Genomic DNA, 20,029 nt, shown 5'->3' with positions numbered 1-20,029 from the left:
CTTTATGCAATAGATTAATTTATACCTACAGCCGTTCACCCAATGCCCTATCACATGAACTTAGATCAGATCCTGCAGCTGGTAAACCAGACGACACAAACCGTCATTCAAGATGAGGCTCCCCGTGTGGACCAGGAGGCACAGTGGCCCGAAGAAGGCATCAGGGCCCTGCAGCGCAATGGTCTGGCCGGATTGGTTGTGCCCCGCGAAGAAGGGGGCATGGGGCAGGGGCTCTACGCATTGGCACGTGCCTGCGAAACCATTGGCACTGTGTCGGCCTCTACGGCGCTTTGCTATGGGATGCACTGTGTTGGCACGGCGGTGATTGCGGCAAAGGCGACCAACCAACAGCGGAATGAGTTTTTGCAGCCGATCGCGGCCGGTGAGCACCTGACCACACTGGCCCTGAGCGAGCCCGGCACCGGATCGCACTTTTATTTCCCGCAGACGCAGCTCCTGCTACAGTCTGATGACGAATACCTGATTCGCGGCAGCAAAACGTTCGTGACAAACGGAGGCAAAGCAGACTCCTATGTGGTGTCTACAATGGGTATAGAACCTGATGCCACTTTGCATGAGTTTTCCTGTGTGGTGGTTGAAAAGGACCGAAGTGGCCTGGAGTGGGGCGGTGAATGGAAAGGTCTGGGCATGCGTGGCAATTCTTCACGCAGCCTGACGCTGAATGATGTGCGGGTACCGGTACAAAACCTGCTGGGCGAGCGGGGTGATCAGCTCTGGTACGTGTTTCAGGTGGTGGCTCCATTTTTTCTGACAGCCATGTCGGGCACTTACCTGGGTATAGCACAGGCAGCCTTTGACAATGTGCGCCAGCACCTGATGGACCGTACGCATCGCCACAGTGGCATGTCCCTGTCACAGCTGGCCCTGCTGCAGCACCGTGCAGGTATGCTGTGGGCCAAGATCGAACGCACCCGCCGCCTGATCTATCATGCCACCGAACTGGCCGACCAGGGTGACCCTGCCGCTGTACTGCCTATATTATCAGCCAAAGCAGAGGTAGCGCACTGTGCCGTAGATGTAGTGAACGAGGCCATGACACTGGCCGGTGGCATTGCCTACCGCGACAACTCCCGCCTCGATGTGCTGCTGCGCGATGCACGTGCCGCCCACGTAATGGCACCGACCACCGACCTGCTTTATACCTGGCTCGGAAGGGCGCTGCTCGATCAACCTATTCTGGACAGCTAACACTGGCGACCAAGATGAAATGTGTCTATTACATAGGACTGCACGAAGATACCCTGCACCTCTTTCAGGAAGAGCTGGAGGACATCACCTTGCAGGCAGTCAGGGAAGAAGATATACTGGGAAACAAAGCTAATCTGACAGCATGTGACACGCTGCTGGTAGGCGAGCAGGTCCTCAACCCGGTCCGTATCGCTCAGGAGTCATTCTCCAGGGACAAGGCCATTTCTATACTGCTGATCAATGATAAAGCAAACCACCAGAAAGTAAAGAACTCCCTGCAGTTTGCTCCCTTTGTAGGACCGACTATACAAGCCGTTACAAATGAACTCGGTACCGGCTTAGTTCCGATCGTGGAGGACGCTGTGCAACGTACCGAACAGCGTCGCAGCTATGTGCGCATCCGGTCCGCCAGTTCTTCCATCACGGCCTTTACGCCTAACTACATGGAGAAAGTCCGGGTAAACTACATGGCCCGTGTACTGGATGAGGCACCGATCGGAGCAGCGCTACTGGCAAAAGATGGTACGGTGCTCAACGTGAATAATTACATTGTGCGCCTGCTGGGCCGCACCGACCGGGAAATTCTAGGCATTGCCTTTGCCGACCATTTTCCTGTGAATGAACGGAACGCACTGCAGGATTTTATTTCCGACGGCTACCATAGCAAGCAGAAACGCATTTTTGAGTTGGGTAAAGGAGACAGCCGCAAGTTTCTGGAGATATCGATCGGTGACATTGATGCCGAGAGTTCCTCCCCTTACAAGATCGCGATCGTAAATGATGTAACAGAGGCCACTCAGGCCAGGCAACGTACGTTGGCCCATGTAGATGAACTGCAGAAACTCAATGAAGAACTCCGGGTAGTGAACGAAGACCTGGACACCTTTGTGTACACAGCCTCGCATGATCTCAAATCTCCTATCCTAAACATAGAAGGCCTGGTCAACCTTTTGGAGGAAAGTCTTAGTCAGCAACCGGGAGAGGTGCCTGAGCTGGAACACATCCGACGTTCAGTGGAACGCTTCAAGGCCACCATCGAGGACCTGACAGAAGTAGCCCGCATACAGCGCAGCTTTGGACAGGAGGCGAGCGAACTTAGCGTCGCAGACATGGTAGCCGATGTACAGCAGCTGCTTCAGCCCGAAATAGACAAAACAGGTGCTGTGATTGAAGTTGACATCAAGCAGGCTCCGCATATTTTATTTTCCCGAAAAAACTTTAAAAGCATATTGCTCAACCTGATGAGCAATGCAATCAAGTACCACGCTCCGCAACGTCAACTTCACATTAAAATCCGTACTGCTATAGAGCAGGACCTTTTTTTGCTGAGCGTGCAGGACAATGGCCTGGGCATCCCTACTGGCAGACAGGACAGAGTTTTCCAGTTATTCAAACGGATGCATATGCACGTGCAGGGTAGCGGCATTGGCCTCTACATAGTGAAGCGTATTGTAAGCAACAGCGGCGGCACAGTAACTGTAACAAGTAAGGAAGGGGAGGGCACTACCTTCACCGTTTCATTGCCTGTGCAAATCAAACGTCCTTAGTCCACCCTCAGCCACTCCAGGGCATCCTCTTCCGCCATGAAATAGTGAGCCTGATGGTTCAGGGCAGCTTGTTTTAGTTTCTTGCCTATATTTTCGCTGCTCATTTGCTGCAGGGCATCCGCAGAGGTTATCACCGCCAGTTTACGCAGGTTCAGTTTGGGGAGCAATTGCTGTGCCGTTGAAATCAACCAGCCCTGATCTTCGAGCGTGAGCACACCCAGCCGCTGGTTATTGAGCAGCAGCCGCTCTAATCGGTGCTCCATCAATGCGCGGGCTGCCTTGAGCATGCCATAACGGTACTGTCTGCTCTGCGGCGTTTTTTTCCAGCGGATGTTCATGGTGCTTTTCGCCTTGTCCAGCATGATCGATACAAAGTCTGTTTCAATGGTAATCAAATCCGGAAGGGGGTCGGGCATGCTGGTCAGATTGCCGCTTTGAGCAGGAGCAACCGCTACAGTGGCCTGGCCTCTGTCCTTTAGTCCCGAGCGTATCATTTTCAAATTGAAGTGAAGCGGAACCCGGATAAATTCTTCACCTGATACTGCCTTGTAGTCATCGCCCAGCAGCCAACGCAAGCCCTCTTCCCGGTCATCAAACATATTGGCTTCGTAGGGCATTTCTCCCAGCGTCAGAATTGCTTCCCGCACCAGGTTGTTCTGCTCCTGTGTCGGCACTACACGGGCTACCCGCCGGATTGAGGTATACTGTAGTGCATCGCACATGAATTTTTTAGCCCACTGCCGGTCTTCGGATGTCACGTGGTATTGCACCGGTATTTCGACAAGCAGAAGTTCTGCCTTGAGGATGGCAACTGCCCGGGCCAGTAGGCGAATAGATTGCCTTAGCTCAGCTGAAGTAGTAGAGCGTTCCCACTTGCAGCACAGCAGTTTGAGCTGCGGACAAAAACGCACGGAGAGAATGTCTGTTTCTTGCTGGTCAGCGGTTGGATAGGGTGATCTGTTACCAGCATACTGAGGTGTTGAAAAATTCAAAAAGGAGATACTCATATTTAACATTTGTTTCATAAGACAGCAGTACTGTCAGTAGGTTTTGGTAGCGTAATGGTTGTGTGGGATGATTTACCAACCGCAATATAAGTGTTTGAGTTCAAGCTATTTATAAAATGTTGTAAACGGCTCGTTCAAAAAAGGAAGCACCATCCATTCACCATCAGATTTTTGACGTTCACCCGTTGGAATTCTACTTTGGCCACTAGTCCGGAACTTGAAAAAAATAGAATGATTTTCGGATAGCATACTAAAGACAGGTAACTACGTAGTATAGCTACTGAACAATAAGCTTGATTTTTATGAAAACTGGACAAGGACTGCCTGATGTTTCGGAGGCAGATATAGTACTGATAGGAGCGGGGATTATGAGCGCCACGCTGGGTATGATGCTAAAAGAGCTGCAACCTGATCTGCGGATCACGGTGCTCGAGAGGCTGGATGAAGCGGCCGCAGAAAGTTCGGACGCCTGGAACAATGCCGGTACCGGCCATGCTGCCTTCTGTGAACTAAATTATACCCCTGAAAAAGCGGATGGTACGATTGATACTTCCAAAGCTGTCAGCATCGCCGAGTCCTTTGAAATATCACGACAGTTCTGGGCATACCTGATCCAGGAAGACCACATTAAGATACCAGAAAACTTTATCCGGAGTATTCCCCACATGAGCTTTGTGTGGGGCGATGCCAATGTGGAGTTCCTGCGTAAGCGACATGCAGCCCTTACCAAATGCCATCTGTTTGAGGGGATGGAATATACTGAGGACTGTGAACAGCTGAAGTCCTGGATTCCGCTGGTAATGGAGGGACGCGACCTGCTGGAGAAAGTAGCGGCTACGCGTATGGATCTAGGCACTGATGTTAATTTTGGCGCGCTTACCCGCTGTATGTTTGAGCAGTTGAGCAAAATGGATGGTGTTCAACTACACTTTGGCTATGACGTGCGCAAGCTGAAGCAACGGCCAGACAACCGCTGGAGCGTGCGTGTGAGGCACCGTGAGACAAGGGTAAAGCACAAGGTAAGAGCGAACTTTGTCTTTATCGGGGCTGGTGGCGGAGCCCTGCCACTGCTGCTTAAGTCAGGTATACCAGAGGGCAAGGGCTTTGGTGGATTTCCGGTGAGCGGCCAGTGGCTCAAGTGCACCAATCCGGACGTGGTCGAGCAGCACCATGCCAAGGTATACGGGAAGGCCTCCGTCGGCTCCCCGCCTATGTCGGTACCACACCTGGATACACGCTTTATCAATGGTAAGCGGGAACTGCTTTTTGGTCCCTATGCCGGCTTCACAACCAAGTTCCTGAAAAACGGCTCTTTCTTTGATCTGCCGCTCTCACTCAAAGTAAACAACCTGCATCCGATGCTGTCAGCTGGCGTGAAGAACATGCCGCTGACACAGTACCTGATCAACCAGGTGCGGCAGTCACCGGATGAACGGGTAGAAGCCTTGCGACAGTATTACCCCGAGGCCCGCGGTGAAGACTGGAAACTGGAAGTAGCCGGACAGCGGGTACAGGTCATCAAGAAGGGCCCGAAAGGGGGCGGTGTGCTGGAGTTTGGCACCGAAATAGTCGCTGGTGCGGATGGTTCGCTGGCAGCTCTGTTGGGAGCCTCTCCGGGTGCCTCTACGGCTGTTTCCATTATGATCAGCCTGCTCGACCGTTGCTTTCCGCAGAAAATGCAGAGCGAAGCATGGCAGAAGAAGTTGAAAGAAATGATTCCCTCTTATGGCGAGTCACTGGCACAGGATGCTGAATTACTACGCAAGGTACGCAGTTGGACCAGTGAGGTACTAGGTCTGCAGAATACAGTTAAAAATGAAGTGTAGGTATAAGTCAGCTATCGTTATACCTTATTGCTTAGGATCTTATCCGGGGTGATGGGCAGGTCGCGCATGCGTTTACCTGTCGCGCGGTAGATAGCATTGGCGATGGCGGCAGCGGTCGGTCCCTGTGCTGCTTCTCCGGCTCCTAGCGGAGGAAGCTCTGGCCGGTCCAGTACCAGGACTTCTACTTCCGGCACCTGCCTGAACCGCAGAATAGGGTAGGTGTCCCAGTTACGGCTCGTTACGCGGCTGTTGTCGTAGGTAATCTGTTCCAGAAGCGTCCAGCTGGCGGATTGTATCATGCCGCCCTCTGTCTGGTTTTTAAGTCCGTCCGGGTTGATGGTCTGCCCGGCATCAATAGCGCCTACCAGTCGGATCAGCTGTAGCTCCTGCGACTTCCTGTCGTAGGCTACTACTGCCGCTACCGCAAAGTAGGCCGCCTCGTTCTTGTACTGCGCAAAGGCTATACCTAATCCGTGATCGGCTTTAGAGCGCCTATCCCAGTCAATTCCTTTTGCAGCAGCTTCCAGCACTGCGCGGCCACGTTCGTCACTGAGATGCTTCAGCCGAAAAGCCAGTGGGTCCTGCCTGGCCAGCACAGCCATTTCGTCCATGAATGACTCTAATGCAAAGATGTTGGCGTAGGCACCCAGTGCACGCAATGCTGAGGTTCGTAATGGACCTGTGAAGGGGTGGGATACAACCCGAACATCCGGAAAATCATAGAGCGGACTCGCATTGCGGTGGTTGCCGCCTGAGTAGCCTCCGCCAGGCTTCTCAAACGGGTCTTCCAGGTATTGGGCTGCCAGTAAGTGGCCGGCTTCACCGCCCGGACGGGTGCTGTGAGAATCTGACCAGATCTGGGTATCCCAACCGACAATTTTTCCCAGCTTGTCCAGTCCGGCCTTTAGCTGCAGGACCATGGCTGAACCATAAGGCTCCCAACAGTGCTCGTCCTCGCGCATCCACTGTACCCGTACCGGGTAGCCCGACAGACTGCGTGCCAGCAAGGCGGCATCGGCTGCCACGTCGTCAGCGCCGTTATGCCCATAGCACCCTGCGCCCGGCACCCCGATCACATCTATCTGCTCTTTGTCGAGCTGCAGCATGTCTGCGATGGAGTTTCGGAGCGGGTATACCCCCTGGCTGTGCGTCCAGATGGTGAGTCGGTTTTCTTCCCACAAGGCCAGGGCGCAGGAAGGACCCATGGAGGCATGCATGTGATAGGGTCGGGTATAGGTGGCCTCGTGCTGCAGGGCGGCTGTTTGGAGGGTTTCTTGTATACTTTCGCTTTCTTCCACGGCTTGCCCTTCGCGTACCTTTTGCATGGCCTGGAACAGTTCATCCTGTGGAGGCAATGCAGGTCCAGACTCCCACGTGGCTTCAGCCTTCAATGCTTCCAAAGCCTGTATTGCCTGGTACTCTTTTGTGGCAATTACGGCAGCAAAACTGCCATTTCGCACCACTTTCAGCACGCCCGGCATTTTTGAGACCCGCTGTTCAGGTATAGCCCGTAGGGTAGCGCCATACCCTGGCGGACGAAGTACGCGGGCGTGCACCATCCCCGGTAAGCGCATATCGTGGACAAATACTTCCCCACCGGTGGCCATTTGAATGATTTCCCGCCGGGGTAAAGGCTGCCCGACCAGTTGATAATCGGTTGGGTTTTTTAATGGGGCTTTGCCACTTATCTTGCCGCTAAGCTTTTTGCCGCTAAGCAGTTCCCAGTAGCTGACGCTTTGCTTGCTGTTGTCTTTTGCCTGTACTACTCCATCCGTAACTAACAGTTGTTCTGACTTCACACCCAGTTTTTCTTCCGCTAATTGTAGCAGGCGCATGTGTGCTTCTGCAGCCGCCTGTCTGATGGCCCGTCCACTGCTTTCAATCGAGCGACTGCCCGCTGTGTAGCGCTCGTCAGGTGTCTGCCTGGTATCCGCTGTGATGATACTCACTCTATCCATGCGCACGTCCAGCTCTTCTGCCGCCATTTGCATCAGGGCAGTGCGTATACCTTGCCCGAGTTCCTGCTTGCCGGTGATGACGGTCACAGTGCCGTCTTCCCGTAGGCTGATCCAGGAATCAATGTCATCCGCACCTGCCCGACCAGGCTGTTCCTCAACTTTTGTCTGGTCGCCATCCTTATTGTCGGGGCTGCACATGACCATCGGGAAAAGGCTGAACCCGATCAGCAGCTGGCCGGACTGCTTCAGGAAGGAACGCCGGTTAACAGGGGGAAGTTGGAAGGAGTCTTTCATGGCGGGGCTTATCCTTTGTTGCTGGTTCCGGCTGCGCGTTGCACTGCCTTTAGTATGCGGGAGTGGGTGCCACAGCGGCAAAGCACCCTGTTCATGCCTTCTTTTATTTCATCTATACCTGGCGATGCCTGTTGGTCGAGCAGGGCTTTGGCGGTGATCACCATACCGTTCAGGCAGTAGCCACACTGGGCAGCCTGCTCTTCCTGAAAAGCCAGCTGCAGTGGATGGGGTTTTTCGGCAGTGCCTATACCTTCGAGTGTTGTGATCTTCGCATTTCCGACAGCAGATACAGGCATTACGCAGGAAGTTCGCGCCTCCCCATTAACGAGTATCATACAGGAGCCGCACTGGGCAATGCCACAGCCGTATTTAGGTCCGTTAAGCTGCAGGTCATCCCGAAGGATATACAGAAGCGGGGTGTTTTTGTCAGCCGTGACAGAAACCTGACGACCATTAATGTTCAATCTGAATTGCTGTGACATGGCGGTAAACTTGCGGATGGAAGCTTGCTTCTTGCTATAAGCTTATCCTTTTGGGTTACGCTCGGGTATCACTTTGGTTACCAGCTCTGTCCGCCTCTGATAGGTATAGGTATAAACTACTTAAAACAGCAAAGCCCTCCCGACAATGTTGTCGGGAGGGCTTTGTAAAATAAGCTTAACGCTAATTACCAGATTCTGATTCTGTTCTCCGGCGCGATGTAGAGCTTATCACCTGGCTTCACATTGAAGGCCTTGTACCAGGCGTCCATGTTCACAGGGGCACCGATTGTACGGTACTTGCCTGGTGAGTGCGTGTCTGTCAGGATAAGCTGAGCTTCTGTTTCAGGAAGGATATTGGTTCTCCATACCTGTGCCCACGAAAGGAAGAAGCGCTGATCTGGCGTAAAGCCATCGATCTTCTTCTTCGACTTGCCCTGCTTGGTCATTTTAAAGGCTTCGTAAGCAGCGCTCAGGCCACCCAGGTCACCGATGTTCTCACCCAAAGTCAGCTTGCCGTTCACGTGGATCGTGTCCTGTACGGTGTAGTCGTTGAACTGCTTCACCAACTGGTCAGCTTTCTCCTGGAAGCGGGCACGGTCAGCATCCGTCCACCAGTTGCGCAGGTTACCGTCTTTGTCGTACTGGCTACCGGAGTCGTCGAAACCGTGGGAGATTTCGTGTCCAATCACCGCACCGATACCACCGTAGTTCACAGCGTCATCCGCGTTCGGGTCGAAGAACGGGAACTGCAGGATACCTGCCGGGAACACGATCTCGTTCATCACCGGGCTGTAGTAGGCGTTCACAGTCGGAGGCGTCATGCCCCACTTGGTTCTGTCTACTGGCTTACCCAACTGACTGATCATGTCGTTATAACCCCACTGGCCGGCGTTGCGCACGTTCTGGAAGAAGGCATTGCGGTTCACTTCCAGGCCATCGTACGTTTTCCATTTCTCAGGATACCCCACTTTAGGGCGGAAGGTATAGAGTTTTGCCAGGGCTTTCTCTTTTGTCTCAGGCGACATCCAGTCCAGACCTTTGATGCGGATCTCGTAGGCTTTGATCAGGTTAGCGATCATTTCGTCCATACGAGCCTTTGCTTCGGGTTTAAAGTGTTTCTGCACGTACAGCTGCCCAAGTAGCTCACCTATAGTGCCATCTGTCAGCTGCGACATGCGCTGCCAGCGTGGCGTCTGTACCTTCTGGCCAGACAGTGTCTGGGTGAATGCGAAGTTGGCATCCACAAAGTCAGAGCTCAGGTATGGCGCTGCAGACTTGAGCACGTTGAACTGCAGGTAAGTCTGCCAGTCAGCAACCGGAGTAGACGTGAGCATGGTGTTCAGCTCGGTAAAGAACTTCGGATTGTTCACCAGGATCGTGTCTTCACCTGTCACTTTCAGCTTCGTCATCAGCTGCTTCCAGTCCATGTTTGGCGTAGTCTTGCTGAAGTCGGCTACGGCAAACTTGTTATAAGTCTTGTGCGGGTCGCGCATCTCTACACGGGCCATCTGCGCCTCAGCCATTTTCTTCTCGATGTTGAAGATGGTCTCAGCATTTTTCTGTGCAGTAGCCTGATCTGTGCCGGTCAGCGTGAAGAGTTTTGTGATGTAGGTTTTGTAGGCATCCTGAATACGGGTGCTGCGGGCATCATTCTTCAGGTAGTAATCGCGGTCAGGCAGGGTAGTACCGCCCTGGCTCAGCTGCGGGATCATCACTTCCACATTCTTGCGGTCCTGGCCCACGTAGAATCCGAACATTGGAGCAGCGGCACCGGTGCTGCGCAGGTAAGCCACCTCGTTCAGCACAGCGTTGATGTCCTGCAAACCTTTGATGCGTTCCAGGTCAGCTTTGATCGGGGTATAGCCTAGCTTATCGATGGCGGCGCTGTCCATGGCGGCGGCATAGAAGTCACCTACACGTTTCTCAACCGAACCGGCAGGGGCGTTGGTTTTAGCAGCAGATTCGTTCAGAATCGTGCGAACGGCAATGATGTTGAAGTCGCGCAGCTGGTTGAAGCTTCCCCAGCGTGTTTCCTTAGCCGGAACCGGGTTGTTACGCAGCCATACGCCATTGGCGTAGGTATAGAAGTCGTCACCTGGCTTCACTTTCGTGTCCATGTTCGACTTGTCGATGAACTTGGCCTGGCTGGCAGGTTTACCACCATTCTGTGCGGAAACCTCTACTGCGCAGAAAGTTGCCGCTCCGAAAAGCAACAGTCTCAGGCGGTTTTTCCAAACAGACGACTCTTTCACAGTCTGTGACAGATTAGCAGTGTCTTTTGTGTTTTTCATGTTAGATTGATTGTTTTAAAATGCTCAAACAGATGACCTTTGGACAGGCTTCGTTTGAATGCCCTAAAATAAGGCTAATTAGCGAAATTATGCAGTTTATTTTTGAGAAGCCGATGTTATGGCGATGTTTAGCTGTAACACAAAAAGGCCGTTTAAAGTTTAGTGGCCCGCTCATGGAGATTGTACTGGAATGCAGGTATGGCTAGTGGTTCACCTGCCTGCTCATTAGCAGCCGCGGGCTTTCATCCAGGTAATAACCCGCTACTTGTTCCTGCATCTCAAAGCCCAGCCGGGTATAGATGCTGATGCCAGCTGCATTGTCAGGGTGCACGGTCAGGTATAGGATGGAAGCGCCCTGTTTTTCCATAGCGGCCATAGAGGCGGCCATCAACTTTTCGCCGATGCGCTTGCCCCGGTGCGCCGGCAGCACCCCGAGCGAGAGCAGCCAGCCCTGTGATTTTGCCTGGTCCAGGTGTGACAGCATATAGCCTATCACTTCGCCTCCTGTCTCCGCCACCAGCAGGTAGTCGCCGGTGATGTCATAGAACTGGCGCAGCACAAAAAGCGGGTAACTGTCCGCACCGAACAACAGCTGGTCGATGGCTTTGACGGCTTTGAGGTCGCGCAGTTCGGCTTTGCGGATAGTCAGCATTGGGGTAGCCTTACTGGGTTTTACCCTTCAGCAGGTTAATGCTGATGGTTGCCATGTCGGAGTCCGGAAAGCGACGGAAAGCACCTTTATCGGGATGCAAACCAGCTTCACCTGCCACTTTATGAAATACTTCCACTTCCACGATGTATTGGTCTGAGAACCCGTGGGTTGCATCGTAAGCGGTAGCAGCTGTTTTACCGAGGTTAGCTGCTGCCAGGGCAGGGGGGATGGTATGCAGCTCCATGGTCAGCAGACCGAACTTATCCACATAGGGCGTCCACTTTTTGAGGTGCTCCAGCAGGTTGTCCTCCACCTCATTGTTGCTGATCCGCTTGCCTCTGAAAGCAAAGGCGCCGGTAGACTGGCTCAGACGGTTCGGATCGCGTTGCGCCGGACGCTCCCAGATCCGGTTATGATCCAGGAAGGTGCGCACGTTGAGGAGTTCGCGCAGGTCAATGTTGTAGTTCTCGCGCAGGTCATCTGCCAGCAGGTCCGGACGACCGATGTCACCCCAGATCACCTTGGCCCAGATGTCTGCCTTGATCAGGTTGGCCCGCGTTACTTTGAGAGCAGCCTGGTTGTAGTCAGCCCCCACCAGGAAGAGAGGGTATTGGTCCAGTACTTTGCCTCGCTCGGTCTGTCGTTCGATCACATCAAACATGTGCTGCAGAAAGGCGCCGTTGCCGCAACCCATGTCCAGTATGCCTTTTGGCTGTTCATGGATAGGCCGGTTAAAGAGTTCGATGATGATCTCATCGATTACATTAAAGTATGTGGCGTGGGCACCACCGCTGCCCCATACGTTCATTTCGCGGTCCACGTGCAGCTCAGGTGCGCCTTCCGGCTTGTCCCAGAGCACATTCGGGTTGCCAAAGATCAGTTCGTCGAGGTGGCGAAACGTAGGGATGTAGGATACGGTCACACCATAGGCGCTACCCCTTTTGGCAAAAAACACGCCCTCTTCAGTGTATTCGTACTGGTCGCGCACTTTGCGGAACCAGCCCAGGTGTGCAAACAGATCCAGTATCTTGCGGAAGTCCTCATGGTTCTCGTGAAATTCCTCCGGACTGAAGCGGCTTTCCATAAAGTATTTATGAAACATCCCGTTCATGCCCAGCAGTACGATGGTCGGTCCCATCAGTAAACCTTCGATGTGTTTGAGCACCTGCTCCTGCACACTGCGCTCCTCCGCATCGTCCGAAAGCGTCAGTCCATACCCATCCCTATACCTGTCTGCTACTTTAGCCCAAAGCTGGTAAGGCTCCTTCTCAAATTTGCGCGGGTGGTACTTGCCCGACAGCTGCATCAGCTTCACGACGTCTTCATACAGGTATACCAGCGGAATAGCCAGTCGGCCGCGGTCTGTCATGCGGTAAGTTACCTGATCTGTTGCATTGTCGAGGACCTGTGACAGCCAGCCCTGGGAGCAGAGCACGCGCAGTGCCACGTTCAGGTAGCCATCGTTCGCTTTAAATCTAGTCACCAACTCTTCCAGAGTTGCTTCCTGCTCTTGCTGCAGATATTCTAATACACCGTGTTTGTGGAGGCTGAAAGCCGTAGGGGCTGTTACAATACCATCCAGGTGACGGAAGATGGTTTCCCGAAGTTCGCTTTTACTTCTCATATCAAATAGTAACGAATATCATCTTTTTAACTAATCGCAGTCATCCTTCAAGGATAGAAATTTACGGAATATTACACCATCAAACTAAACCACTCAAATAAAATGAAAAGTTTACATGTAACCTTGATAGCAATTGCTTTTGGTCTGGTGACCTCTTGCAACTCTGCCAACGAGCAAGACACGGCGGTGGCGGCCACTGAATCTAATACAGATCATGCAGCTATGGATCATGGAGCCGGCCAGTCCGCCGTAGCTGATGACCAGTCGCAGCAGAACGTAGTGCAGGTAGCAGCCGGATCAAAAGACCATACCACCCTGGTAGCTGCCGTAAAAGCTGCCGGGCTCGTGGATGCCCTGACCAATGCCGGTCCTTTCACTGTGTTTGCCCCGACCAACGCTGCTTTCGATAAACTACCTGCCGGTACAGTAGACGGGCTTATGAAACCAGAGAGCCGCAAGGATCTGCGCAACATTCTGCAGTACCATGTATACGTAGGCGTAATACCTGCTGAGCGTTTTGACAACGACATGAGCCTGGGTCAGGTGAACGGAGGCCGCGTAAACCTTGGCCTGGAAGGTGATCAGCCTACCGTAAACGGTGTGAAGATACTAGCCTCTATACCTACGTCCAACGGCATTATTCACGTAATAGACCAGGTATTGTTGCCGCAATAAGTAGCGCCTCATCTTAACTTATTAATAAACAGGCCTGAGTACTCTGCATAAGTACTCAGGCCTTTATTATATAGATAAACCTGTATTTTAAAATTTAACATATTTTTTAGCATATATTTTAGTTTGTTTTCGTAAAAGTTCTGGATTAAGGATTAACACATCTTCAACCTTAAAAGCAGTGCATTATGAACCACACACCTTTGCAAAACTATTTTAAATGGGGTGCTCTGGCACTGGTACTCAGCCTGAGTGCCTGCGGTCAGCGGACAACCACCCAATCCCCCGAAGCAGCCACGACTACAGCTGAGAACGTCAACACAGCTACGGAGAATACAGCCCCTGCTTCAGCCTACCAGATTCCGGTTGACTACTATACCCTCGACAATGGCCTGAAGGTGGTGCTGTCGCAAGACAAGACGGCACCGCTGGCCACTATTGCGGTCTACTATAATATTGGTTTCCGGATCGAGCCCAAGGACCGCACAGGTTTTGCCCACCTGTTCGAGCACATGATGTTCCAGGGCTCCGAGAACCTGGGCAAGATGGAATTTATTCAGCTGGTACAGAAAAACGGCGGCATCCTGAACGGGTCTACCCGTTTTGACTTCACCAACTACTTTGAAATCGTGCCGGCCCATAAGTTGGAAACCATGCTCTGGGCAGAGGCTGACCGCATGAAAGGGCTCAACATCACGCAGGAAAACCTGACCAACCAGCAGGGTGTGGTGAAGAACGAAGTGAAGGTGAACGTGCTCAACCAGCCTTATGGTGGTTTTCCGTGGCTTGACATGCCGCAGTACGCCAACAAGAACTGGTACAACGCGCACAACTTCTACGGTGACCTCGAGGATCTGGACGCTGCCAGTCTGGAGGACGTGCAATCTTTTTTTGATACGTATTACTCGCCAAATAATGCGGTACTGGTTGTTGTAGGCGACTTCGAAACGAGCGAAGCCAAGCACTGGATACAGCAGTACTTCGCCGGTATACCTTCCGGGGATGTTCCTTCGCTGCCTGACCTGAGTGAGCCGCGCCAGGAAAAAGAGCAGCGCTTCACCAAAGACGATAAGCTGGCTAACCGTCCGGCTTTGGCATTCGCCTACCACATGCCTGAGCGCAATTCTCCTGAGTATTATGCGATGGGCCTGCTCGACCAGATCCTGCTGCAGGGCAATGACAGCCGCCTGTACCAGGCACTGGTGCAGGAGCTGGGCTATGCCAGCTCTGTGGATGGCGGCATCAACGCTTTCCTGGGCAACATGTTCAACTACAATGGCCCGATGCTCTGGATGGGCAGCCTGATCCATGACCAGAATGTAAATGCCGACGAAATCGTGAAAGTGGTCGATGCAGAGATACAGAAGTTGCAGCAGGAGGGTATAGACCAGGAGCTGATTGACCTGGCGATCGTGAAAATGCGCTCCTCTCTCTATGATCAGGTAAGTGCTTCCTCGGGTTTTGGAAAAGCAGACCTGCTGGCCACTTTCGCATTGTTCGACGATGACCCTTCCCGCATCAACCGCCTGGAATCTGAATTCAGAAAAGTGACACCTGAGCTCCTTCGTAAAACGATAGAGGAGTACCTGCGCCCAACCAATCGTACTGTTTTAGTTGTTAACCCACTTGCAAAAAGCTAAGCGCCATGTATAGAAAGCTATTAACCATAACACTGAGCGCCATCCTGACCCTGCTGGCAGGTATGGCCATGGCCCAGAAACAAACTCCGCCGGAAGGAGGCCAGCCGCGTGATTTTAAACTGCCTGCCAAACAGGAATTCGAACTGGATAATGGGCTGTCTGCCGTGATGGTGCCTTACGGCGACGTGCCCAAGGTAGTCGTGAGCATGGTGGTCCAGGTCGGGAACGTGCACGAAACGGAGAAGCAGAACGGCTTGGCCGACATCGTGGGAAACCTGATGCAGGAAGGCACCGCAACACGAAACGCACGGCAGTTGGCTGAAGAAGTAGCTCGCCTGGGCGGCTCGGTATACGTGAGTGTCGGACCGAATGAAACCTGGATATCCGGTTCTGCCCTGTCAGAATTTGGCCCGCAACTAATTGAGATCATGTCTGACCTGCTCAAAAATCCGGCATTCCCGGATGCTGAAATGACCCGTATAAAAAATGACTTCAAGCGCCAGAATAACCTGTTACGGCAGCAGCCGGGTGCCACCGCCCAATCCAAATTCAGAGGGGCGCTCTACCCGAACCATCCCTATGGACGTGATTTCCCGACAGATGAAATGATTGATGGCTTCACCAGAGAGCAGGTACAGCAGTTTTACGAGCAGCAGTTTGGAGCCGACCGCACTACCGTATACGTTGCCGGCAAATTTGACCAGGGGGCCATGAAAGAGGCTGTTACAAATCAGCTGAGCGATTGGCGAAAAGGGGCTGCACCACAAATCACGGTCGCCAAGCCAGTTACGAAGAGCGATATGATCGTCATGGACAGACCGGGCGCTCCACAGTCCACCATTGTCTTTGGTTTGCCGGTTGTGGATCCTTCGCACCCCGATTACATGGCCTTGCGTGTTACCAATTCGCTTTTAGGTGGCTCGTTTGGTTCGCGTATTACCCGTAACATCCGCGAAGACAAAGGCTATACCTACTCACCCTCCAGCTCACTGTCTGCCCGCTATCGGGTAGGAGACTGGGCCCAGGTGGCGGATGTAACCACGGAGCATACAGGCAATTCGCTGCGTGAAATTCTATACGAAATCAACCGTCTGGCTACAGAGGCGCCTGCACCTGAAGAGCTGGAGGGTATCAAAAACTATGAAGCCGGTTTGTTTGTGTTGCGCAATTCCTCGCCATGGGGCATTGTTTCGCAGCTTAATTTCCTGAAGCTACATGACTTGCCGGATTCTTTCCTGGAGAACCAGGTGCAGAACATCCATGCCATTACCCCACAGCAGGTACAGCAGACGGCCCAAAAGTACATGCGGCCTAAAAACATGACCCTGGTGGTCGTTGGCGATAAAAAAACAATTGATCCGCAGCTGAAGAAATTCCAGGCGGAGTTGAAGAAGAACCCGCTTTAAGTTTCGAATTGTAAATGGAAAAAGGGAGCCCGGAATCGATCCGGGCTCCCTTTTATTTTTGAGGTAGGTATAAAACAAGAACAGACCCCTTTATCAGGAGTCTGTTCTCTATTGAAAAGATTAGTCTGTAACAATTAACTTTTCAACTTTTAGCCATTCATTTATACGGCAGCAGTTGCAGGGAGGTTACAAAGTATTTAAAAATATTTTTGATTTGGTGATAACTGCCTCCAGGTTAACCTCCAATAAGCGTGAATGCACTTAATCGGCAGGATGAGGGGGATACTTTCAGATTGGGCAAAAAAAGAACAGCCCCTTCGTAAAGGAGCTGTTCTCTATTGAAAAGATTAGTCTGTAACAATTAACTTTTCAACTTTTAGCCGTTCTTTTATACGGTGTCAATTGTAGCCGGGTTACGTTTACCCGAAAAATAATTTATTTTTTATCTGTTATCCGGATTATTCTCACGGTCTACGTCCACCGTTCTGGTATTTGTGGTGGTATCACGTTCCACTACTGTTTCTGTTACTTCATATTCTGACGCCACTGAGTCTTTATGTATAACAGTACCATCAGTTTCTGTAGTCCCGGTTCCACTGTTATCACAGGCTACTAAGCCCATCATACCAAACATTAAACCGAAACCTGCATATAATATCTTTTTCATGGTCTTATTTTTTTTAAATCTGATTATGATACAATATCTGCTTTCAAGTATGGCAGAATTGATTTTCATAAATTTGTACGTTGTCTGTGTTCTAAAAGGTTGTGAATCAGTTTGTTTTAATTTTTATATTCTTGATAATATTATATTTTAAACATGCTGGTGTATGTTCGGCGTGGAAACTGGCTGCTATTTAGCACTGCTCAACTACCTCTCCGTTTGATGCTTCGGGTAGGTATAGCCGTCAGTGGATCCTCAGGCCAATGGTGCTTGGGATACCGTCCACGAAGGTCTTTTCGCACCTCAAAGTAGCCGGCGTTCCAGAAACTGCGCAGGTCCCGGGTAACCTGCACCGGTCTTGATGCCGGAGAGAGCAGGTGCATGAGCAGTGGAACCTTGCCAGCGGCAATACGTGGAGTGTCGAGCAGGCCGAATACTTCCTGTAGGCGGACAGCCAGTACTGGTGTTGTGGGATCTGTATAGTCAAGTGCGATGCGCGAACCGCTGGGTACCTGTAGATGCGTAGGGGCCAGCTTATCAAGTTCCTGCTGCTGCTCCCAGCTAAGCATGGCTAGCAGGATGCCATTAAAGTCCAACCGGTTGACATGCTCCATGCTGCGCAGGCCGGCCAGGTGCGGTAGCAGCCAATCTTCCATGGTCGCTTCCAGGGCTGCGTCTGAAACATCAGGCCATTTGTCAGGTACCAGCTGCTGCAGAAAAGTGATGCGCTGGCGGGTGCGAAGCGCCTCCTCTGACCAGGGTAGCCGTGCTACGCCTTTATCCTGCAGTGCCTGTAGCAGTGCCTGGGCAATCTGCTCCGGGTCAGGTTGGGTGAGTTGTTTTTCTTCCAGTACCAAAGCACCGAGTTTTACAATCCGTCGTGCTACTACACGATTAGTCACATTGTCCCAGCGAACTTCTTCGATTTGTATGAGCTGCGTCTCAAAATGCTGAAGCACTTCTTCCTTGCTGAGTGGTGCTGCCAACAGGATGCGCGGATGCTGCCCGGCATCGAGATGGGCGATGCCATAGTAATCAGCTTCGGAGAATAACTCGGTGGGAAGCGAAGCGCGCTGGCCTGTGATAAGACGTACTTTGCCAGTGCTTTCACGTTGTGCCAGCCGGTCGGGATAGGCCAGTGCTGTGAGTATGCCTGCGGCGTGGGCTTCAATCGTTCCTTTGGAAGCACGGAGACGCTGTCTCAAATGCTGAGCCTGTTCCTGCACACGCCGGATGGCATTTTCATCGCGCTGGTAGCCGGGTATAGGCGGGCGTTTAGCGGTTAATAGTTCGAGTCGCAAGGGCAGATCAGGCTGGGGTGTGCTATGGGGTTGTTGCGACCGGATGATGTCCCGCTCCGCGAGCAAGGCAGCCAGGGTACAGGCCGTTTCGGTCAGACCCATTTCATGGCCCCTGATCACCAGGTGCCCCAATCGGGGTGTCAGTCCCATGGAGGCAATGGCCTTGCCATGTGCTGTGGCATGGCCTGCTGCGTCCAGCGCTTCCAGGCGCAGGAGTAAGTCACGTGCCAGGGACAGGGCTGCAGCGGGAGGTGCGTCCAGCCACTGCAGCGCAGCGGCATCCTTTATACCCCACAAGGCAAGTTCCAGCGCCAGACCTGCCAGGTCAGCTTCACATATTTCCGGATCCTGCCGTTCGGGCAGTTGCAGCTGATCGGCGGTAGACCAGAGCCGGTAGCAGACACCCGGTCCCAATCGTCCGGCACGGCCGCGGCGCTGATCGGCAGCTGCCCTGGAGACTGGCGTGGTAACCAGCGTGGTCAGGCCGGTTCGGGGCATAAAACGGGGCACACGCGCATATCCGCCGTCCACCACGATCTTCACACCCTCGATGGTTAAACTGGTTTCGGCAATACTGGTAGCGAGTACTATTTTTCTGTTGCCGGAAGGGGAGGGCTGAATAGCTGCCATTTGTCGGCTTAGTGCCAGGTCGCCGTGCAGAAGGTGCAGCTCTACATCTGCTGGCAATCTGTTCTCGAGCTGTTCGGCCACCCTGCGCATTTCGCCCATACCTGGCAGGAACACCAGGATATCGCCGGCAGACTCTTCCCGTAACGCTTTTATGATCGCCCTGGGAACCAGCTGTTGCAGGCGCTCCGCAGGACGGGTGCCGGCAGCAGCCACTTCGGCAGGTGTGAGGTAGTGCGTTTCGACAGGGTAGAGGCGGCCGTCACTCCGAATAACAGGGGCCTGCAGCCACTTGCCTATACCTGTCGCATCGAGGGTGGCGCTCATGATCACGATGCGCAGATCGGGTCGGAGGACTGCCTGTGCATCCAGCGCCAGGGCCAGGCCCAGGTCGGCCTGCAGGCTGCGCTCATGAAACTCGTCGAAAAGGATAGCGGCTACTCCTTCCAACGCTGGGTCTTCCTGTAGCATACGCGTCAGGATGCCCTCAGTCACTACTTCTACACGCGTGCGTGCAGACACGACATGCTCCATGCGCACCCAGTAGCCTACCGTTTGGCCCAGGGGTTCCTGCATCAGGTCGGCCATGCGTTGTGCCGCAGCACGGGCCGCCAGGCGCCGTGGTTCCAGCACCAGTATTTTGCCTCCCAGTAGCCAGTCAGCCTGCAGTAAGGCAAGTGGCACCAGGGTCGTTTTGCCTGCTCCCGGGGGAGCTTCCAATACAGCTCGGTTAGTTTCGGAGAGCGCCTGCAGCAGGCTGGGGAGCACTTCCTTTACGGGCAGCTCCGGCAATTCAGGTATGGAAAGGGCGTACGACATGTCGCCGCAA

The 20,029-nt window shown here is 52.9% G+C and carries 14 protein-coding genes; 6 read left to right on the top strand and 8 right to left on the bottom strand.

Annotated features, from left to right (window positions below; genetic code table 11):
• Positions 1–54 precede the first annotated feature (54 nt).
• Together BW972_RS10235 and BW972_RS10230 are read left to right on the top strand one after the other, a co-directional pair.
• Positions 55–1,209: an acyl-CoA dehydrogenase family protein gene (locus BW972_RS10235; RefSeq protein ID WP_234986346.1), complete on the top strand. Its 1,155-nt coding sequence runs from the start codon at positions 55–57 to the stop codon at positions 1,207–1,209.
• Between the two features lie 14 nt (positions 1,210–1,223).
• Positions 1,224–2,756: a sensor histidine kinase gene (locus tag BW972_RS10230; RefSeq protein WP_076422018.1), complete on the top strand. Its 1,533-nt coding sequence runs from the start codon at positions 1,224–1,226 to the stop codon at positions 2,754–2,756.
• Here BW972_RS10230 and BW972_RS10225 read toward each other — a convergent pair.
• A complete protein-coding gene (locus tag BW972_RS10225; protein ID WP_076422017.1) occupies positions 2,753–3,763 on the bottom strand; it encodes a hypothetical protein in 1,011 nt (336 codons plus the stop codon). The two genes, BW972_RS10230 and BW972_RS10225, sit on opposite strands and share 4 nt — an antisense overlap.
• Before the next feature lie 302 nt (positions 3,764–4,065).
• Here BW972_RS10225 and BW972_RS10220 point away from each other — a divergent pair, with 302 nt between their 5' ends.
• On the top strand, positions 4,066–5,589 hold the full coding sequence (locus BW972_RS10220) for a malate:quinone oxidoreductase (protein WP_076422016.1): 1,524 nt from the start codon (positions 4,066–4,068) through the stop codon (positions 5,587–5,589).
• Between the two features lie 17 nt (positions 5,590–5,606).
• Here the strand turns inward: BW972_RS10220 and BW972_RS10215 are convergent, their stop codons facing one another.
• The 5 genes from BW972_RS10215 to BW972_RS10190 form a co-directional block, all read right to left on the bottom strand.
• A complete protein-coding gene (locus BW972_RS10215; protein ID WP_076422015.1) occupies positions 5,607–7,841 on the bottom strand; it encodes a xanthine dehydrogenase family protein molybdopterin-binding subunit in 2,235 nt (744 codons plus the stop codon).
• A gap of 8 nt (positions 7,842–7,849) precedes the next feature.
• Positions 7,850–8,323, bottom strand: a complete 474-nt coding sequence (locus BW972_RS10210) for a (2Fe-2S)-binding protein (RefSeq protein WP_076422014.1) — start codon at positions 8,321–8,323, stop codon at positions 7,850–7,852.
• Between the two features lie 185 nt (positions 8,324–8,508).
• Positions 8,509–10,440: a M13 family metallopeptidase gene (locus BW972_RS10205; RefSeq protein ID WP_143732028.1), complete on the bottom strand. Its 1,932-nt coding sequence runs from the start codon at positions 10,438–10,440 to the stop codon at positions 8,509–8,511.
• A gap of 376 nt (positions 10,441–10,816) precedes the next feature.
• Positions 10,817–11,266, bottom strand: coding sequence for a GNAT family N-acetyltransferase (locus BW972_RS10195; protein WP_076422011.1), 450 nt, complete (start codon positions 11,264–11,266; stop codon positions 10,817–10,819).
• A 10-nt stretch (positions 11,267–11,276) separates the two neighbouring features.
• Positions 11,277–12,890 carry a class I SAM-dependent methyltransferase gene (locus BW972_RS10190; protein WP_076422010.1) on the bottom strand — a complete coding sequence of 538 codons (1,614 nt, stop codon included), beginning with the start codon at positions 12,888–12,890 and terminating at the stop codon, positions 11,277–11,279.
• Between the two features lie 102 nt (positions 12,891–12,992).
• On the opposite strand from BW972_RS10190, the gene BW972_RS10185 reads away from it, so the two are divergent.
• The 3 genes from BW972_RS10185 to BW972_RS10175 all read left to right on the top strand — a co-directional run bounded on the left by BW972_RS10185 (position 12,993) and on the right by BW972_RS10175 (position 16,608).
• Positions 12,993–13,565 carry a fasciclin domain-containing protein gene (locus tag BW972_RS10185; RefSeq protein ID WP_007660027.1) on the top strand — a complete coding sequence of 191 codons (573 nt, stop codon included), beginning with the start codon at positions 12,993–12,995 and terminating at the stop codon, positions 13,563–13,565.
• Positions 13,566–13,750: 185 nt separating this feature from the next.
• Positions 13,751–15,202: a M16 family metallopeptidase gene (locus BW972_RS10180; RefSeq protein ID WP_143731980.1), complete on the top strand. Its 1,452-nt coding sequence runs from the start codon at positions 13,751–13,753 to the stop codon at positions 15,200–15,202.
• Between the two features lie 5 nt (positions 15,203–15,207).
• Positions 15,208–16,608, top strand: a complete 1,401-nt coding sequence (locus BW972_RS10175; RefSeq protein WP_076422009.1) for a M16 family metallopeptidase — start codon at positions 15,208–15,210, stop codon at positions 16,606–16,608.
• A gap of 442 nt (positions 16,609–17,050) precedes the next feature.
• Here the strand turns inward: BW972_RS10175 and BW972_RS10170 are convergent, their stop codons facing one another.
• Positions 17,051–17,275, bottom strand: a complete 225-nt coding sequence (locus BW972_RS10170) for a hypothetical protein (protein WP_234986345.1) — start codon at positions 17,273–17,275, stop codon at positions 17,051–17,053.
• A gap of 200 nt (positions 17,276–17,475) precedes the next feature.
• On the bottom strand, positions 17,476–20,019 hold the full coding sequence (hrpB, locus tag BW972_RS10165) for an ATP-dependent helicase HrpB (protein WP_076422008.1): 2,544 nt from the start codon (positions 20,017–20,019) through the stop codon (positions 17,476–17,478).
• Positions 20,020–20,029: the final 10 nt, after the last annotated feature.

The sequence above is a fragment of the Pontibacter lucknowensis genome (assembly GCF_900156415.1).
Taxonomy (GTDB): domain Bacteria; phylum Bacteroidota; class Bacteroidia; order Cytophagales; family Hymenobacteraceae; genus Pontibacter; species Pontibacter lucknowensis.
The sequence above is the reverse complement of the archived record's forward strand: the minus strand, read 5'-3'. Positions and strand labels throughout refer to the sequence as shown.

Coding starts and splice junctions, on each gene's coding strand:
- BW972_RS10185 (WP_007660027.1), top strand. CDS start 12,993: ATGAAAAGTTTACATGTAACCTTGATAGCAATTGCTTTTGGTCTGGTG.
- BW972_RS10230 (WP_076422018.1), top strand. CDS start 1,224: ATGAAATGTGTCTATTACATAGGACTGCACGAAGATACCCTGCACCTC.
- BW972_RS10195 (WP_076422011.1), bottom strand. CDS start 11,266: ATGCTGACTATCCGCAAAGCCGAACTGCGCGACCTCAAAGCCGTCAAA.
- BW972_RS10205 (WP_143732028.1), bottom strand. CDS start 10,440: ATGGACACGAAAGTGAAGCCAGGTGACGACTTCTATACCTACGCCAAT.
- BW972_RS10170 (WP_234986345.1), bottom strand. CDS start 17,275: ATGAAAAAGATATTATATGCAGGTTTCGGTTTAATGTTTGGTATGATG.
- BW972_RS10190 (WP_076422010.1), bottom strand. CDS start 12,890: ATGAGAAGTAAAAGCGAACTTCGGGAAACCATCTTCCGTCACCTGGAT.
- BW972_RS10235 (WP_234986346.1), top strand. CDS start 55: ATGAACTTAGATCAGATCCTGCAGCTGGTAAACCAGACGACACAAACC.
- BW972_RS10215 (WP_076422015.1), bottom strand. CDS start 7,841: ATGAAAGACTCCTTCCAACTTCCCCCTGTTAACCGGCGTTCCTTCCTG.
- BW972_RS10180 (WP_143731980.1), top strand. CDS start 13,751: ATGAACCACACACCTTTGCAAAACTATTTTAAATGGGGTGCTCTGGCA.
- hrpB (WP_076422008.1), bottom strand. CDS start 20,019: ATGTCGTACGCCCTTTCCATACCTGAATTGCCGGAGCTGCCCGTAAAG.
- BW972_RS10220 (WP_076422016.1), top strand. CDS start 4,066: ATGAAAACTGGACAAGGACTGCCTGATGTTTCGGAGGCAGATATAGTA.
- BW972_RS10210 (WP_076422014.1), bottom strand. CDS start 8,323: ATGTCACAGCAATTCAGATTGAACATTAATGGTCGTCAGGTTTCTGTC.
- BW972_RS10225 (WP_076422017.1), bottom strand. CDS start 3,763: ATGAGTATCTCCTTTTTGAATTTTTCAACACCTCAGTATGCTGGTAAC.
- BW972_RS10175 (WP_076422009.1), top strand. CDS start 15,208: ATGTATAGAAAGCTATTAACCATAACACTGAGCGCCATCCTGACCCTG.